This is a genomic window from Gemmiger formicilis (assembly GCF_016900095.1).
GTDB classification, from domain to species: Bacteria; Bacillota; Clostridia; order Oscillospirales; family Ruminococcaceae; genus Gemmiger; species Gemmiger formicilis_A.
On sequence record NZ_JACJJP010000033.1, the window covers coordinates 1 to 16,674 of the forward strand.

Annotated in this window: 17 protein-coding genes and 1 pseudogene; 10 read left to right on the forward strand and 8 right to left on the reverse strand. The window is 52.6% G+C overall.

Annotated features, from left to right (window positions below; all coding sequences use genetic code 11):
* Nucleotides 1-651: hypothetical protein (locus tag H6B15_RS12925; RefSeq protein ID WP_345941993.1), on the forward strand; the 651-nt coding region annotated here is incomplete at its 5' end.
* A gap of 185 nt (nucleotides 652-836) precedes the next feature.
* Here the strand turns inward: H6B15_RS12925 and H6B15_RS12930 are convergent.
* From H6B15_RS12930 to H6B15_RS12955, 6 genes are read right to left on the reverse strand one after another with little or no spacing between them, the layout of a single operon-like run.
* Nucleotides 837-1,838 (reverse strand): DUF1848 family protein, encoded by a 1,002-nt coding sequence (locus H6B15_RS12930; RefSeq protein WP_204648422.1) that lies wholly within the window; start codon nucleotides 1,836-1,838, stop codon nucleotides 837-839.
* 21 nt (nucleotides 1,839-1,859) lie between these two features.
* On the reverse strand, nucleotides 1,860-2,279 hold the full coding sequence (locus H6B15_RS12935; RefSeq protein ID WP_204648423.1) for an SRPBCC family protein: 420 nt from the start codon (nucleotides 2,277-2,279) through the stop codon (nucleotides 1,860-1,862).
* Between the two features lie 4 nt (nucleotides 2,280-2,283).
* Nucleotides 2,284-2,826, reverse strand: a complete 543-nt coding sequence (locus H6B15_RS12940) for a DUF3795 domain-containing protein (RefSeq protein WP_204648424.1) — start codon at nucleotides 2,824-2,826, stop codon at nucleotides 2,284-2,286.
* Entirely contained in the window at nucleotides 2,823-3,464 is a 642-nt protein-coding gene (locus tag H6B15_RS12945; protein ID WP_204648425.1) for a GyrI-like domain-containing protein, read from the reverse strand. The genes H6B15_RS12940 and H6B15_RS12945 overlap by 4 nt, the downstream gene beginning before the upstream one ends.
* 2 nt (nucleotides 3,465-3,466) lie before the next feature.
* Nucleotides 3,467-3,769, reverse strand: a complete 303-nt coding sequence (locus H6B15_RS12950; RefSeq protein WP_345941994.1) for a TfoX/Sxy family protein — start codon at nucleotides 3,767-3,769, stop codon at nucleotides 3,467-3,469.
* 23 nt (nucleotides 3,770-3,792) lie between these two features.
* A complete protein-coding gene (locus tag H6B15_RS12955) occupies nucleotides 3,793-4,704 on the reverse strand; it encodes a helix-turn-helix transcriptional regulator (protein ID WP_204648427.1) in 912 nt (303 codons plus the stop codon).
* Nucleotides 4,705-4,977: 273 nt separating this feature from the next.
* On the opposite strand from H6B15_RS12955, the gene H6B15_RS12960 reads away from it, so the two are divergent.
* From H6B15_RS12960 to H6B15_RS12975, 4 genes are all read left to right on the forward strand, one after another.
* Nucleotides 4,978-5,520, forward strand: a complete 543-nt coding sequence (locus tag H6B15_RS12960) for a GNAT family N-acetyltransferase (RefSeq protein WP_204648428.1) — start codon at nucleotides 4,978-4,980, stop codon at nucleotides 5,518-5,520.
* A gap of 10 nt (nucleotides 5,521-5,530) precedes the next feature.
* On the forward strand, nucleotides 5,531-5,983 hold the full coding sequence (locus tag H6B15_RS12965) for a hypothetical protein (RefSeq protein WP_204648429.1): 453 nt from the start codon (nucleotides 5,531-5,533) through the stop codon (nucleotides 5,981-5,983).
* 166 nt (nucleotides 5,984-6,149) lie between these two features.
* Entirely contained in the window at nucleotides 6,150-7,190 is a 1,041-nt protein-coding gene (locus H6B15_RS12970; protein WP_243424419.1) for a Fic family protein, read from the forward strand.
* Nucleotides 7,191-7,425: 235 nt separating this feature from the next.
* On the forward strand, nucleotides 7,426-8,472 hold the full coding sequence (locus tag H6B15_RS12975; RefSeq protein WP_204648430.1) for a DUF2971 domain-containing protein: 1,047 nt from the start codon (nucleotides 7,426-7,428) through the stop codon (nucleotides 8,470-8,472).
* Nucleotides 8,473-8,738: 266 nt separating this feature from the next.
* On the opposite strand, the gene H6B15_RS12980 is transcribed toward H6B15_RS12975, so the two are convergent.
* Entirely contained in the window at nucleotides 8,739-10,613 is a 1,875-nt protein-coding gene (locus tag H6B15_RS12980; RefSeq protein ID WP_204648431.1) for a DUF6076 domain-containing protein, read from the reverse strand.
* A gap of 307 nt (nucleotides 10,614-10,920) precedes the next feature.
* Between H6B15_RS12980 and H6B15_RS12985 the strand changes: the two genes are divergently transcribed.
* The 4 genes from H6B15_RS12985 (at nucleotide 10,921) to H6B15_RS13000 (ending at nucleotide 14,497) form a co-directional block, all read left to right on the forward strand.
* Nucleotides 10,921-11,880 carry an AAA family ATPase gene (locus H6B15_RS12985; RefSeq protein WP_204648432.1) on the forward strand — a complete coding sequence of 320 codons (960 nt, stop codon included), beginning with the start codon at nucleotides 10,921-10,923 and terminating at the stop codon, nucleotides 11,878-11,880.
* Between the two features lie 87 nt (nucleotides 11,881-11,967).
* Entirely contained in the window at nucleotides 11,968-12,360 is a 393-nt protein-coding gene (locus H6B15_RS12990) for a plasmid mobilization protein (RefSeq protein ID WP_204648433.1), read from the forward strand.
* Nucleotides 12,341-12,511, forward strand: coding sequence for a hypothetical protein (locus tag H6B15_RS12995; protein WP_204648434.1), 171 nt, complete (start codon nucleotides 12,341-12,343; stop codon nucleotides 12,509-12,511). The genes H6B15_RS12990 and H6B15_RS12995 overlap by 20 nt, the downstream gene beginning before the upstream one ends.
* Before the next feature lie 75 nt (nucleotides 12,512-12,586).
* Entirely contained in the window at nucleotides 12,587-14,497 is a 1,911-nt protein-coding gene (locus H6B15_RS13000) for a recombinase family protein (RefSeq protein ID WP_204648435.1), read from the forward strand.
* Between the two features lie 126 nt (nucleotides 14,498-14,623).
* Here H6B15_RS13000 and H6B15_RS13005 read toward each other — a convergent pair whose 3' ends face one another.
* Nucleotides 14,624-15,811, reverse strand: coding sequence for an IS256 family transposase (locus tag H6B15_RS13005; protein ID WP_204648436.1), 1,188 nt, complete (start codon nucleotides 15,809-15,811; stop codon nucleotides 14,624-14,626).
* Between the two features lie 227 nt (nucleotides 15,812-16,038).
* Between H6B15_RS13005 and H6B15_RS15595 the strand changes: the two are divergent.
* Nucleotides 16,039-16,425 (forward strand): annotated as a pseudogene (locus H6B15_RS15595) (ParB/RepB/Spo0J family partition protein); the annotation flags it as partial.
* Nucleotides 16,426-16,674: the final 249 nt, after the last annotated feature.

The window sequence follows — 16,674 nt, forward strand, 5'->3', positions numbered from 1 at the left end:
AACGACTTTGCTCTGTTTGCGAAAGTTACCTACCTGCCGCACACCTCCACCTTGATAACGCTCGAATTTATGACAGAACTCGACGCGCCGGAGGCCGAATTGTACCCCACATCCCCCGAACTTTCGGATGATTGGGAAAGTTTTTCCATCCAGATCAATGACGCGGTGTATACGTTGCCGCTTCCCCTTGCGGATTTTCTTGACGACGGGTGGGTGATTTCCGAGGAGGATGCCGGGCTTTCTCTGCCCGGCGCGGAAGGCCCGTATGCGTCCTATGAATGGGAATGGGTCTCGCTGACCAACGACCGCGAACAGGATATCAGCGTCTGTGTCTTCAACACCACCGAAAGCACGATGCCCGCCGCCGAGGGCACGGTGGGAGGTATTCATGTAATATATGGCAACTACGACTTTTCCGGCACAGAACTACGCCTTCCCGGTGGGTTGATGCTGGGATGGTCTACCAGAGAAGATGTCTTAAAACTGTATGGCCAACCGAACGATAGCTTTGAGGCAACCTATGGTGGATATAGCTTGAAATACGAAATTGATGACCCTCTTGACCCGGCCTCTTGGAAGCTTGGTTTTGATGATTCAGGCATTCTAGACGATGTTATGGTACACCACCAGGCTTATTTCCGTTCTGACTAACGTCATGGAATATGTACATCTTACCAGTCATCATTTAAGGCAAAGAAAACCGCTTGTCCTAGTGACCCTTATCTCGGCCATAGGGACAGGCGGTTTAGTTTTTTCTGATTGCTTACACGCTGCTGATCTTGTGTCGTGTTTATGCAAAATTTTAGGACCGCGGTGAAAGGCGACGGCTCAGAAGCTCAAAAAAGAAAAATGTATAACTCCGGGGTAATCTCCCCTTGACAAATCGGTTTCCATAAAGAAAATTGCGGAAACTCTTCCTTATATGACTTTACCGCCCGTTCCTTTACCACATCCTCCGGCAGAATCTGCCCGCAGAGCAGCGGTGAGTTCGGAGCGTGGGCTTGCGTATTGCGCGCAACAGTTTTCATACTGTGTGTAGCATAACAATACCTACACCCGTGACGGCAGGTGTCGTACATACCAATGTCGATGCTGGCCATGCAGCCGCATTCCGGGCGCTGGTTCTTGTCTTTCTCCAACGCAAGGCGGCACCCGGCAATCTGTTCCAGCAAGGAACGATCAATGCAGTGGCCGTGGGCAATGCCGTATGGCGCTAAGTCTATTTGTTCCGCGCAGGTTTCCAGCACAAGGTGGTGTCTGCCCGCGATACCGGCCAACCGCTGTGCCAGTTCCATGATTTCTTTTTCCGTAAGCGGTGCAAAGCCCAGACCATCCATATTGGTCTGTGTGTTGCGGTACAGGTCCACAAAGCTGATGATACACTTGTGGGTATAGCCCTCCAGCCGTCGGGCCAACTGTCTGAAAAAGGTAATGTGGTAGTCCATCGTGTACCGGTCAGTGAACAGGATAGGATCATACCTCCAGATCACACGTTCGGGGCCGATCCTACGGGAAAGTTCTTGAAAGGCAGGCAGGATTACATCATTTTTGCTGGGCACGCCCGGCTCTACGTCTTTTCCGTATGGGGTCAGGGTGAACTGAAAATAGAACGGGTACGCCCACAGTTCCTCCAACCGAGACATTAGCGGCAGCGGATTCTTGGTCCAGAATACGATGCCGTCCACCACATCCGGCGACAAGGAAATGCGGCTGACCTGATGGAAGTTCATGGGGTTGCGGACGCAGACAAAGCCCTCCTGAATACGGTTGTAAAACCAATCGGAGTAATAGGCGGGAATGTCGGTCCGCCTGCTGGCGCTGATGATCAAGGGATTCACCTCCGGGTTGCATTGGACTGGTTACCGGGCAGCATTTCCGGCTGTGATGCGGTTCACTTCCCGCACCAGATCATCCATATACAGTTTCTGCTGTCGTTTCAGATAGCCAGGGACAAAGGGGTGCATCCACCAGCGCTTGCCGTTGACGGTTTCCACGCAAGTCAACCGGGAACCACTTTCCACAGCCTCGAACCGTCCCTCCCAGAAGCCGGACATATTCCCATTTTCCATGGTAAAGGCCCAAAACTGTTTTGGTTCACAGGTTGTAACCGTAAAATGGGTGGCATAGCCGCTCTTGGTATGCTCCACAAAGCGTGTTTCGTCCAGAACCTCCACCCGCGCCAGATCGCTGCGCCAGTCGGTATGCGTCAGGTCGGTCACGATTTGCCACAGCTGTTCTACAGTACAGGGAAACGAGCGTGTTACTTTAGAAACCGCCATACAATCACCTCTTCTTCTTTTTCAGCTTCAGACAGACACCGTGGCCATCAGCTGCCCCTTGCAGCAGCTTCACGGCAGCCGCAGCCCGCTCTTTGACGGAACATTCCGGCTGATCCTCCAGCTTGGCCACAACGTTTTTCAGATCTTCCAACGGCAGCAGGTACACCGCCGCGCAGTAGAAGGTTTTGCGGTGGCCATCGTTATAGTTGGCGAGCAGCTTATCCAGAATGGCCCGCGTGGCCCGCAGTTCGTCTATGTAGGCATCCAGCCCCAATTCTTGGGCGCGGTCCAGATCGGCGGCACGGCGGCTGTGAGGCACAAAGGAATCAGCCTCATCAAACTCGTCATACCGGGCACAGGGGTAAGAGGAGCAATCACTACAAAAGGCATGTCCACCTTGGTCCAATGAGCACCGTGCGATGGCACAGCTTTGGTTGCCCGGTCCGCCACCGCAGCCGGGGCAGTAGCCGCCTACCTGCATGGGGCAGAGCAGACAGTTCAGGCCACACAGGCTGAACTCGGTATCTTCCCGTGTGAAGCCTTTCATACCTGCTCCACCTTTCGCACCGGGTGGCGCACCACGGTTTTCAGACTTTCTGGTTTGCACCGGCGCACATCGCTCAAGTAGATCTCATGGTGGAATCGGTTCTCACCAAAGTCCGCCGTGTAACCGTGCGCTTTGGCGTATTCCGCCATAGCGGCAACTGTAGCGGGCTCGTCATCGTAAGGGCCGATGTGCATGCACTGGACGCACAGACCTTCCTCCCAGGTGAAGAACTCCACCGGGGAGCAGTCCAGCTTCTTTTTGCGGGATGCCTCCTGCACAGCCCAGTCAAACTCTGCTTTGGTTACGAAGTCCGGCAGACGGATCATCGAGATCCAGCAGAAGTCCTCTTTATGGGTGTAATCTACGCCATGGATACCTTCCTGCCACCACAGACCCTCCAGCGGCGGCACCACATAGTCGAAGTAACCATCCATCTTGTGGCTGCCCATCTTGCTCATTTTGATGGTGTAGGCCACCGCATACAAAAGGCCAATAGCCTGTTTGTAGGCGCCGTTTTCCTCGTTGGGATCTCCGTGCCCGCGCACCGCCAGAAAGTTCATGACAGGCACCGTGACGATACCCGGCGTTTTGGGCGGCAGGTAGAACTCTTTGTATTCCTTCTTGTAGTCGAATGCCATACTCATTTCCTCCGCTTTTGAGATGCCGCTTTGCGCAGCGCTTCACAGGTGATGCGGGTCAATTCCACCGCCATGGTTGGGTCATCCACGTCCTCAATCAAAAAGGAATCGCTGGCGCCTTCATGGGACGGGGCCTTTGGCAAGTCGGGAAAGGCTGCTTCTCCTTGTGGAGTAATTTTGATAAACAACTGGTCATCGCAGATGACGGCGAAGAAGGTACCGTCACAGAACAGGCCGTATTCTCCGAACATTTTGCGGGCACGGACGTTTCCGGCACCGCGCAGCTGCTCCACCACATACTCCACATAATCAGAATGAGATGCCATAGCTACCTCCGTTTCTCGTAGCGCTGGGCCAGCCGACTGACAAGAGCCCCCAGCTGTTCCCGCAACTCAGCAGGTTCCAGAAGCTCAGCACCGTCCCCAAAAGTGAGAATCCAGCTGATTACACTGTCCGCATCTGGGAACCCTCGGCGGAAAAGTAAGGTGCCATCCGGTTGTACGGTAAAGCTGTCTGCACCGTATTCTTCCACCAGCCGCCAACGGCAGGCCGGGGCAAAGCGAACGCACACCTGATATTGTGTGGGATAAATCCGCTCCGGGTCCAAATCCGGCAAAGGGGCTGGGCGTGGTGTAAAGGGATCTCCGGTAGAAAGGTTTGTCATGCGGTTGAGCATGAACAAGCGGAAGTCCTGCCGGGTTTGACACCAGCCCCACAGATACCATGTGGACCAATGAAAGACCAGATAATAAGGCTCTACGCTGCGCACCGATGTGCCCTTGGGCGCGTCGTAAGTGAAATGTACAAGGTGGTGCTGCTCCATGGCATTCTGTATGGCCTCGATTTTAGGAGCAAGGCTGCTTTTGTACCATGAGGACAAATCAATGAGCATGTGGGTGCTGCCGGATATCAGGGGGCTGTTTCCGGCGGACAGCTTTTCCATGAGCTGAGCATAGCGCCGGGTGCCGCTGACGCTGTCCAGACTGCGCAGCCCCGCCAGAATGGCCTGCATCTCCGGGGCGGTGAGCACCGTGCGGTCTACCCGGTATCCCTCCATGATGGAGATCCCGCCGCCAGCCCCCCGTGCGGTGGTGATGGGGATGCCTGCCCGGCAGAGGGCTTCAATGTCTCGCTGTATGGTGCGGCGGGACACTTCGAACTGCTCCACCAGTTCCGGTGCAGTGACCTGTTCCCGCTGAAGAAGGATGGACAAAATGCCGATCAGTCGATCCATTTTCATGGAAACCACCGCCTTTTGTTCTTTTGCCTGTATTATATCACAGGAACCGGACAACTGTCTGTCATGTTTGGATTTGGGAGAATGTTTTTTCTGCGGGAATGTTGCAATCCTGCTCCAAATACGCTATGATGGTGCTGTCATCGGAGGACAGTACACCGTAGTGTAGGGGATCGTAAGCGGAAGCTTGCAGGCCGCCTGTCGGATAAGATGTCGAGCGAGCTCGGTTATTGCAGTTGCTGTAGTGATCGGGCGTTTTTCTTTAGGAGGGCAACTATGCAACACACATCCGTCAGTTTGATCCCCTTGGAGGCCGCCGACCGGGAACAGTTCATCCTGGACAACCAGCGGGCCTTCTGGTATGGTGCCATGCAGGAGTTTGGAATGCGGGACGATCATCTGGACAGCCAGGGCGAGATCATCTCACGCAAGACCATCGAAGCCTGTCTGGATGCGCCAGACAGCGAAACCTACCGCATTATCTGCGACGGGCAGAAAGTAGGCGGCGTGATCCTGAAAATCGATCAGGCCACCAACCACAATGAGCTGGAGATCCTGTTCACCGCCCCGGAAGTCCACAGCCGGGGCATCGGATACGGCGCATGGCAGGCAATAGAGGCGCTGCATCCCGAAACTAAGGTGTGGGAAACCTTTACTCCATATTTTGAAAAGCGTAATATCCACTTTTACCTCAACAAATGCGGCTTCAAGATCGTGGAGTTTTTCACCACACAGCACCCGCTTGATCTGCCGCCCCAGAACGACGAGGAGCAGGACGGCCCCGACGAAATGTTCCGCTTTGTCAAAGTCATGGAATGAGAGGTGTACTATGAACCAAACATCCCAAAATTCCGAGATCCAGATCCGGCTCCCAGGGAGCGGCGGACTCTGTACCTTCCCACTGGATAGCAGCACCCGCTTCAGTGATGTTTTCCGTGCCCTGATCGGCAAGGGCTGCTTTGCCTGCCCGCAGGGGAAACGCCCTGTTTGGGTTCTGCTGTGCGGTGACCAGGATCTGGTCACCTGGGTTTCTGATGAAAACACCTTCTATGACCGTTTTCCTTTTGGGGAACCGCCCATCGCCAGCGTTCCCGGCTGGGCCACCAAAGAGGTCCATTTCACTTCCTACCCCGACCCGTTGGCACGGGCCAAGGCAATTTATCTGTACTTTGAAGGTTCCAAGTCCTTTATGGGGCATGAGGGATTTCTGCGGGAGTACAAGAGCTATCAGATCACGCCGGAGCAGGAAGCGCTCTGGCAGGCCGAGTGCAGCAATCGGTAAAATAAAGGCAGCGGCGGATTTCCCGGACGGGAAGTCCGCCGCTGTTTTCTATACATAAAATACGCCCAGTATGTCTGGTATTGCAGTGTAAAACTCACTATCTCATTTTGTTTGTGCTATAAAGCATCTCTCAAAAGGAAATTTGTTTTGATTGATGAAATGAGTGATGGATGATATAATAAAATCATCCCCCCTTACATTACGAGGTATTGAAATGAGAAATAAAAAACCTCCTTTTGAAATTACAAATCAAATGATTGACTATATAGCTGAAATTGCTGAATTGGTCGGAAACCTTAATGTGACAAACCGACTTACTGCCAATCCTACACTGCGCCGCAGTAACCGAATCCGCACAATTCATGGTTCATTGGCGATTGAGCAGAACACCCTCTCTTTGGAGCAAGTTACTGCTGTACTGAATGGAAAGCGTGTTTTGGCGCCGCCTAAAGATATTGCCGAAGTCAAGAACGCCTATGAGATTTATGAGCGACTTGATGAGCTTGATCCCTATTCTGTAGATGACCTGCTGATCGCCCACGGCATAATGACTCGTGGCTTGGTTGAAGAATCAGGGATGTTCCGCACCCGACCGGTAGGCGTAGTGGATAGCGAAGGTCATGTCTTGCATTTTGGGACCCTTCCACAATATGTCCCTGATTTGGTCATGGAGCTTTTGGAATGGGCGAAGACCAGTGAGGTTCACATGCTGATTCGTAGCTGTGTGTTCCACTATGAGCTTGAACTTATTCACCCCTTTGCTGATGGGAATGGCCGCGTTGGCCGCCTGTGGCACACACTGCTGCTTTCTAAGTGGAATCCCGTATTCGCTTGGCTTCCTGTTGAGTCTATCATCCATGACCGCCAGCAGGAGTATTATGATGCCATTAACGCCTCCAATGACGCCGGAGAGTCTACACCGTTTATTGGTTTTATGCTCTCAGCTATCAAAGCATCGCTCATAGAGGCCATCAACTTGAATGATGAAATGAGCGATGGAAAGATTGATAAAACAACACTTCGCTGGAACAAGATTCAGGAATATCTCCAAACTCACGACTACATTATGAACGCCGATGTGCGGGAACTGTGTGGCGTGTCAGCAGCCACAGCGAACAGAATACTTGTTAGCTTGGCCCGTAAGGATAAACTTGCAAAATATCATGAAGATGGACATTGGGTATACAGAATATCAAAATATCAATGATTCTCATGTATTATGAGGTTTGTTTTCTCTAATTACAACATATGCCATAATAAATTTGTACCGACTCGCCCGTGCTTCTATATTCTAACCGACTAAGCAAAAAGGCGGTATAATTAAATAGTTCTGGAACAATGGCACAAGTACAGATACAAAAGAGCGATTTAAAAATGCTAAGAATTGTTGTCCTTTGTGCAACAAATTGCAGCGGGAAAACGAGTGATAAGGAGGAGTTTTCTTGGAAGCTAAAGATCACAAGACTATAATGAATGATGCCGAAATGCAGGAGTATTGGCACACGTTATCTTCATTTACAGGAGAAAATATCCCCGAGGAGATGGCTCTGTTAAAGACAAAAATTCGCTACCCAAGATTTTTATATCGATATCGCCCGATCAACAAAAACAACCTCGATGCATTGCGCACAAACAAGCTGTATTTCTCGACGGCAAGCAACTATGATGATCCGTTCGACACTTTTTTGCATATCGATTTGGAGAAAATTCGCCATGAATTTGAAAGCGTTTCTAATTCCCCTGAAGCATTGACAGCGTTGGCCAACGGAATCGCCGTGATAAAAGAAGCCTTTCAAAACTGTCCAGATATTTCGCAAGAGCTTCTTCAACAAGCTACAACTATCGAAGGAATAAAACAATTGTTAGAGAGCGGGATGAAGAATCAATTCCTAGCATACATGTTGACCTTGCGTTCAAAAATTCAAGAAGAAATCCTATCGATTTGTTTTTCTGAAAATGGACTCAACGAAACGCTTTGGTTAAAGTATGCTGACAGGCATAGAGGCTTTTGCCTTATGTATGACTTAAGTGATACGGATAGTTTCCATTGTGGTAAATATGAAAAATGCGAGAATTGTGGCGCTTATAAATATGGCACACCAATTTACCCGGTATATTATTCTAACGAGCCGCATGACGCCACCGATTTTGCAAAGCTTGTGATGAAGCAAGATATAGCGCAGCGACTGGGAGATTCTTTGCCTGAATTTATGCGGAAAGATATCAAGCCTCTTCCTTGGGAAGTTGAACGCAACAGTTTAATTAAAAAGGAATGCCACAAGTATGACGAGGAATGGCGGATGATCGCAAACGTTAAAATGAATCTCCCTGCAACGATAGAATGGGTGCCGTTTGGAGTTATTATAGGTTTGAGAACATCTCCGGCAGATAAGGATTTGATCCTCTCGATGGCCAAAGAAGCTGGCATCAAAAACATTTATCAATCCTATATTGATACGGAAAATATGTTGAACGCATATCCAATCTGAAGAATATAGCGAATAAAGAAAAACAAGGATGATTGCCTAACGGCAAATCATCCTTGTTTTTGCTATCAGATTATCCAAAATTGTTTTAATGCATCCAAAAAAGACGCATTCTTTTCTGGCGAGCATTTTTGCACTTATATCTTTCGGATTTTGGCTGCTTATAATTTTGGCTAATTTTGGTCAACCTCAAATCCGTACTTACGCTTAATCTGTGCAATATATATATATTTAGTTCTAGATCGAGCTCTAATTGTATCGTTTGGCCTTTATTGGGACAAATGCACCCCATTTCCTCGTCTATACTTCTTGGGAACACCTTCTTTCTTGCTTAACTCCTTCTTCATTTCCTCCTGCCGGATTGTATCGAAAATTGCACACAATTCTCTATCAAAAGCCTCTGGGTCAAAGGTTTCGGGATGCTCCGATGCCTGCGACACCAGGGGCTTTACTTCTGCCCGCCAGCGGGTGATGGTGGCTTTGCGGCAGGCATCGGACATGTACAAAAAGCGGCTGAGTCTGCCGTTCAGCTTGTTGCCGATCTTGGTATAGAGTGCCACCGCGGGGTCCACCGTGCGACTTTTTGCCACTTCCTCGGCGGCCACTTCCTTGCAGGTGCGCTGCCCGCCGTTGGGCGATTTGCGGTCACAGTATTTTGCAGCTGAACTGAACGGTACAAACAGCATTCCACATTGCTTGCATCTGCGGGCGGTCTTATGCTGACCGCACATTTGCAGAAAATCCACCATGACAACCTCGGCCAGATTGTCTGCTACATAGTAACTACGGCTGGCAATGTCGGGATGTTTCCGGGCTTTTGGAGATTCCTCCGGCAAAGACAAACGGCTGAGCATTTTCATGTGGAGCCGCTCATACAGCTTTTCCCCAGCCTTTATGCCGGAATACCGCAACAGCATGGCGTCGCCCAAAAACTGAGTGGCATCCTTTTCAGGATGGTTGTCGGCGGCCACCAGTGTGAATTCCACCAGATCTGCAAGACTGGGCTGGAAATCAGACAGTACTTTCAGCTGTTCCCACAACCGATTGAGAATCGTATAGGCGGCAGCGGAATACTCCCGATCATCGGAATCCCCATAGCGTACCAACACCGCATCGGGTTCCGGCCAGGAATCCAGAAACCGCTCGATACACTCGGAGGCACTTTCCAGAGCAAAGGCTCTGTTCAGCTCCCGCAGTGCCACGTTTACGAATTTGTTTTCTCTCATGATGTCCTGGTCTCCCTGAGAGAGGGCCATAAAGTTCAGCTTCCGCACCGCCTGATAGTAAAAGTCAGAAGCGGCCTGGGTGCAGTAATCTTTCAGCAGACTCTGCATGGCTGGGTAATCCTGCAAGGCATCCTGCACCTTATTGTAGAGTGCTGCCACCTGACAGTAGAGTGTCTTTTCCGGGTGGGCCAGCCCCTCAGCCACGGTGCGCAGATTCCTTTCGGGAGGTGCTGGCGAAGAAGCCGGCGCCACATAATGCCGCCAGTCAGAGGTGGTAAACAAATCCGGATTGATGGGCATTTCGGCATCACGGTTTGCGTCCAGCAGTGTTTTCGCTTCCTGTGCCAGCTCCGCCCAGGGGAGATCCAGCGCAGCAAATACCAGCATCCCCAGCGGGTAGCTTTCTTCCATCCAGATGTTTTTCTGATGTTCCCGGAGATAGTCTATGTATTCCTGTGGACTCATGCTGAGCAATCGTTCCAGCAGTTCATACCGATGGATTACACCGGTACGCTGTCTGCGCACGAATGTGGGCCGGGATGACTGCTCTGCCTGCTCAGAGAGTGGCTCTTCCGCCTCCAAAGTTTCCTCCGGTGTTGGTTCCGGGACTTGCTTATCAGCAAAGAACATCCTGCCCCACCGCTTCAGCCGGTCCAGCAAGGTTTCCTCGTCAGGCTCAAAATCCGGCTCCTTTTCAAACTCGGCATCCAGCGGCCCGGGTTCAGGGGCTTTATCCAGAGACACCCTGGCCTTCTCGATATTCTCCAGCAGCATATGGTTAGCTTCCAATTCCTGCTGGCGGCGCAGTTCTCGGGCGGCGGGATTACCCTGAAGTTGGGGTGTGAACAAGGATTGGGGAATTAAAAAGGGCTGCAGCAGCTTATCGCCCTCAAAACGGAAGATAAAACCTGTAGACATGATGGATTTTCCTCAAATGCACAACGTCAAAAATGCAACGTTTTACCGTTATATATTTGTGTAATGGTTCTAAAACTAACGTGTAATTTCATCTTTACATGAAAACATCGTAACATGTATAGCTTTTAACGTCAAGGCGTGATATTCTGTTGCCACGGAACCTTGAAAACTGAATACCCGGCCGCTGAAGGAGATACGATCTTGCCATGACCTGCAAAGCGAGCGAGACGACGTTGGGGAGACACCCGGATAGGAACGGATTCGGCGGACTGGCCTTTTATTTGAACTTCATGAAGGAGGTACTTTTGTGAATGAACAAGAGATCCTCTGTTTTGCGGATATCCAGGCAGAGGAAGTGAAATGGCTTTGGTATCCTTACATCCCATACGGGAAGATCACCATATTACAGGGTGACCCAGGCTGTGGCAAGACCATGGCGGTGTTGTCACTGGCAGCGCTGCTCTCCAAAGGAGAAAGCCTTCCCTTTGAGGAAGCCGTCCGGGAGCCCATCAACATCCTGTACCAGACTTCGGAGGACGGAATTGCCGACACCATCAAGCCGAGGCTGGAAAGCGCAGGAGCCAACTGCACCCGCATCAAGATCATCAATGAAGAAAAGCGGGCGCTGACCTTCGATGATCCGCGGCTGGAGCAAAGCATCCTGCAGGAGAATGCCCAGCTGCTGATCCTCGACCCGCTTTCAGCCTACATCGGCCCTACGGTGAGTATGAATCAGGCCAACGAGGTGCGGGGTGCTTTCCGCAGTCTGTACGCTATGGCCCAGCGCACCAAATGCGCCGTACTCATCGTGGCGCACATGAATAAGATGAGCGGCATCAGCGCCCTGTATCGCACCAGCGGGTCCATCGACATTGCCGGAGCCGTGCGGTCCATTCTGACCGTGACACGATACCAGCGTTCCCCCACACAGCGGGTGCTGGTGCCGGTGAAAAGCAATCTGGCCGCTGCCGGTCCTGCGCTGCTGTTTGAGCTGAGCGACCATGTGGAGTGGCTGCGGCAGCTGGACGAGGACGCTGAATCCCTTTTGAACGGCTGCGACAGTCTGCCGGAAGCTCCCACCAAGCAACAGCAGGTGGAGGAAGAACTGCCCCGGCTGCTGGAAAAGGGGCCTGTATCCAATCAGGAGATCATCCAGCATTTCAAGAACAAAGGCATCCAGGACCGGACGGTGAATCTGGTCAAAGGCAGGCTGAACATCCGCAGTGTCCGCAAGGGCGACAAGTGGTACTGGCAGCTGAACGCATGAATCGAGACAACCATGCAAAAGGATGCGCCGCTGCTGCCCCTTGCGTTGTTGCATACTTACCAAACCTACGAACCAAAAGGAGAACCCATGAAAAACAAGACCAAACAGCGGACCAAAGAAGTGAAGGTCCGCCTGACCGAGGGAGAGCTGGCACGGCTCAACGACAACGTGGCCCTCACCGGGCTGTCCCGGGAGCAGTATCTTCGTCTGCTCATCATCCACAAGACACCCACGGCACTGCCGCCCGCCGATTACCGGCTGTTGCTGCGGCAGATGCAGTGGATGGAAACCCAGCTGAAAGAGCTGGCAGGCAGCCAGTCCACCGACGAGAACCGGGAGCAGCTGGACTACACCCTCCAGCTATTGAACAGCACGGTGTTGCTCATGCAGGGTGCCATGCTGCCCCGGACATTTTCGCCCTTTACACCCAACACACCCGATGGAAAGGAGGTAAATCCCTATGGAGGGTTTGCAGATTGATTCCCGCTACATTGCCCACAAGCTGATTCAGCGGCTGTATGAGCAGGGCAAGATCAACAAGGCCACCTACGACAATGTGCTGGCCACTTATCCGCCGGTCCCGGCAGTGCCGCTTGCCGCCCCGGCCAAAAAGAGAAAGAAGCGGCGTTGAAGAATACCCGTTTGTACATTTCTCAAACAAAAACCAATACGCTACAATGAGCGTACACCAAAGGAGGTTGATCCTATGAGCTTTTTACAGGAATACCGGAACCGTCCCCGCCGCGTGGTGTTTTACGGGCGGGTTTCCACCGAACACGAGGCCCAGGTGTCGGCGCTGGACAATCAGATGGACTGGTATCAGGAGCTGGCAGCCAAGAACCCCAACTGGGAGGTGGTGGGCCAGTATGTGGACGAGGGTATCACCGGCACGCAGGCCACCAGGCGTCCGTCCTTCATGCAGATGATCCGGGATGCGGAGCGCGGCAAGTTTGATCTGGTGGTCACCCGCGAGGTCTGCCGCTTCGCCCGCAACACGATGGACACGCTGTTCTACACCCGGAAGCTGAGCAAGCTGGGGGTGGAGGTCTACTTTGCCGCGGACAGCATCTGGACCATGGACAACGAAGGTGAGCTGCGGCTCACCATCATGGCCACCATGGCCCAGGAGGAAAGCCGCAAGACCAGCGAGCGGGTGCGGGCCGGCATCCAGATGAGCCGGGAGAAAGGGGTGCTTTTCGGCAACGGCAACATCCTGGGCTACGATCTGGACAAGGCCCACAACACCTACGTCATCAACGAGGAACAGGCCGAGACGGTGCGGATGATCTTTGAACAGTACGCCACCGGCGACGGGCTGGGCAAGGTAGCCAAGGCCCTGATCGCAAAAGGCCGCAAGGATGGCGGCGGGCACATGAAATGGGATTCCAGCAAGATCACCCGCATCCTGCGCAACCCCACCTACATGGGCTACTGCGTCTACAACCGCACCCGGACCACCGACCTGCTGGACCACACCCGGGAGAAGAACAACGACGAGGAAACCTACATCCTGAAAAAGGGAAACTTCACCCCCATCATCGACGAGGAACTCTGGCACCGGTGCAACGACATCCGCCGAAGCCGCCATCGGAATCTGCTGGACGAAAACGGCAAGCCCCGCAAATACGGCGGCACCGTGGCCAAGAATGTCTGGGTCACCAAGCTGGTGTGCCACTGCGGTTCCAAGCTGCGGCGGTATCTGTGGAACACCAAGAGGGACGGCACCCAGGTCTATGGCTTTGAGTGCTACCGCCACAAGAAACAATCCGCCCTGTATCTGAAAAAGCACGGTCTGCCCGCGGGCATCTGTGAACTGAAAGCCTTCCCCGAATGGAAGCTGGAACTGATGGCCCTGAAAATCTTCGAGACCGTGTGGGGCAACCGGCGGGAGGCGGTGCTGGAAGCCTGCCGGATGCTCAACGCCTGCTACCGGGAGGAAAGCGCCGACCCAGCCAAGCTGAAGGCCCTGGAGAAACGGATGGATGCCCTGAACCAACGGCTGGACAACCTGATCATGATGAAGGCGTCCAACCAGATCACCCTGAGCCAGTTTGTGGAGCAGAGCAACGAGATCGGCGTCCAGCAGCAGCGGGTCAACAAGGAGAAGGCGGAACTGCTGGCCAAGCAGGGGGACAACAAGACACTGGACATGGACGCCATCGAGGCCAGCCTCTGCGAAGCGGTGGATTTCACCGACGGCATGGTGAGCGAGTGGTTCATCCAGAACTTTGTCCGCCGCATCACACCCATCGACGACACGCGGTTCGCCTGGGTGTTGGATCTGGCGCCCGAACCCCAGACGCTGGTCTGCGAGGTCAACGGGCGGAAGGAATATCCGCGCATTACATTGGAAAGCAATTTATACCGGGGGGCCTGGCCGCCCCCCGGGGCTTCCCGCCAAACCTTTCTGATCAACAGGAATGGTCGGCTGAATGGGGACATTTCGGCGGCGGGATTGGCGCAGGACAGGCTGCAATCAAGAATCCTCGCAAGTAAAACCGTTGGACTCTTGGAGCTCACGCTCAGCTTAGAGGATGTGCAAGCATTCCAAAAAGCGCATAACAGCGTGATAAAGCCAAGCCGATGGCGTGATATCGACTTGGAGAGCTACCTGTAATACGCCAATCCCCCTGCTACTGATTTCAGTTGCAGGGGGATTTTTTATGCCTACTTTTTCTTCAACAGGCGATTTTGGGCCTGCGTCAAGTATTGTTCGCAAAAAGGGTTCCTGTAAAATAAGAATTTAAGCTGCCGCTCGCAGCATAGCTTGAACGGACTGCTCGCTGAGGTATGCTCTAGAAGAGGACCAATCTTCCGCATATTCCATGAGGTAAGTGGTAACCAGTCTGGCGTAGGCATCTGCACTGGGAAATATCCCTACCACACTGGTACGGCGGCGAATTTCCCGGTTCAGACGTTCCAACACGTTGGTGGAAGAAATCTTTCGTGCATCCAGCTGTGGAAAAGCGTAAAACGACAGAGAGTCTTCCAAACCATCTTCCAGACAACGGATGGCTTTGGGAAAGCGGTGCTCGTACTGCCGGCAGATTTCTTCAGCCAGCTTGCAAGCCTGTTCTCTGGTTGGGGCCAGCCAGATAGTCTTGAGATTCTGGGCAAAGGCGTCTTTGTCCTTGTGAGGAATATGCGCCAGAATATTGCGCATGAAATGAACCTTACACCGTTGCCAGCTTGCCCCTGGAAAACCTTTGCGGATCGCCGCAACAAGCCCGGCGTGTGCATCTGAAACAACCAATTCTGGAGTGCGAAGTCCCCGCTCCTGCAGCCCTCGGAAAAGCTGAAGATATGCTTCTTCCGACTCTTCCAACATGGGTTCTATTGCCAGAATGTCTCGCTGACCGTGTTCATCCACACCACAGACCACCAGTATCGCCATACTTACAATTCTGCCGTCCATACGAACTTTTTCGTACAGAGCATCCACCCACAAAATGGGATAACTGCTTTGGGAAAGAGAGCGGCTGCGGAAAGCATTCACCTGCTCGTTCAAGCCTTTTGTCATCTCACTGACCTGGCTGCGGGACAGGCTTTCAATCCCCAGGCTCTTGGCCAGCTTTTCCATCTTACGAGTGGATACGCCCTGTACAAATGCCTCCTGCACCACCTGAATCAGTGCCGCCTCACTGCGTTTGCGTTCCGTAACAAAGAATGGGATGTAGCCCCCATGCCGTACCTTCGGCACCATGAGATACATGGTCCCCATCCGGGTATCCAGTCTGCGAGGCCGGTAGCCACAGCGATATCCGCTGCGGCTTTCGGCACGCTCGCTTTTCTCCGCTCCCAGTTGCTGGCTTACTTCAGCTTCCATGAGCTGGCTGCACAGCCATTCCAGCATACTCAGCATGGGATCCGGCTGTGCCACGCATTGCAGTAGCAATTCGGTCAGATTTGTGGTATGATTCTTTTGAGCCATTAGGGTTTTCTCCTTTGTATCGTGATTGTCTGGACAACTTTCATTTTACAGGAGCCCTAATGGCTTGTCTATTTTTTATTTAATTTTGCGAACTCGATTATACGCTATCGATTTTGGGCCCGGAAAATCTGGAATTTCTGAAAATGTACCCGGTTTTTCGTATACATTTTTGGGCACAAAACGCCTCTTGCAAGCCCTCAATCTACACAGTAAAGGAGCGTATTGTCATGGCAGAAAACCAAGTCCAAAACCCACCGGCTGAAAAAGTAATTACTCTTTCAGCCAGTCTGCTGGAACCCTTTCAGGGGCATCCATTCCGGGTGGCCAGCGGCGAGGAGATGGAACAACTGAAGGAGAGCATCCGGGAGTATGGTATCCTCTCACCGCTGCTGGTCCGCCCCCGTGGGGATGGCCGCTACGAGATCGTCAGCGGACACCGCCGCAAGGCCGCCTGCGAGGTCCTGGGCATTACCGAACTGCCGGTGCTGGTCCGGGATATGACTGACGACGAGGCGGTGATCCTGATGGTGGACAGCAACATCCAGCGGGAGCATATCCTGCCCAGCGAGAAGGCGTTTGCCTATAAGATGAAGATGGAGGCCGTGAAGCATCAGGGAAAGACAATGGTAGAGGCAACTTGTGGACAACTTGGCCACAAGTCAAGAGATAGCTTGTCGCAGACGGAAAGTGGCCGCACCGTCCAGCGCTACATCCGCTTGACCCACCTGATTTCTTCCATCCTCCAAATGGTGGATGAATACCAGATTGCCTTCAATCCGGCGGTAGAAATCTCCTACCTGACCGAGGAACACCAGCGAATGCTCAAGGAGGAGATGGACGCCTGTCAGGCCACACCGTCCCTC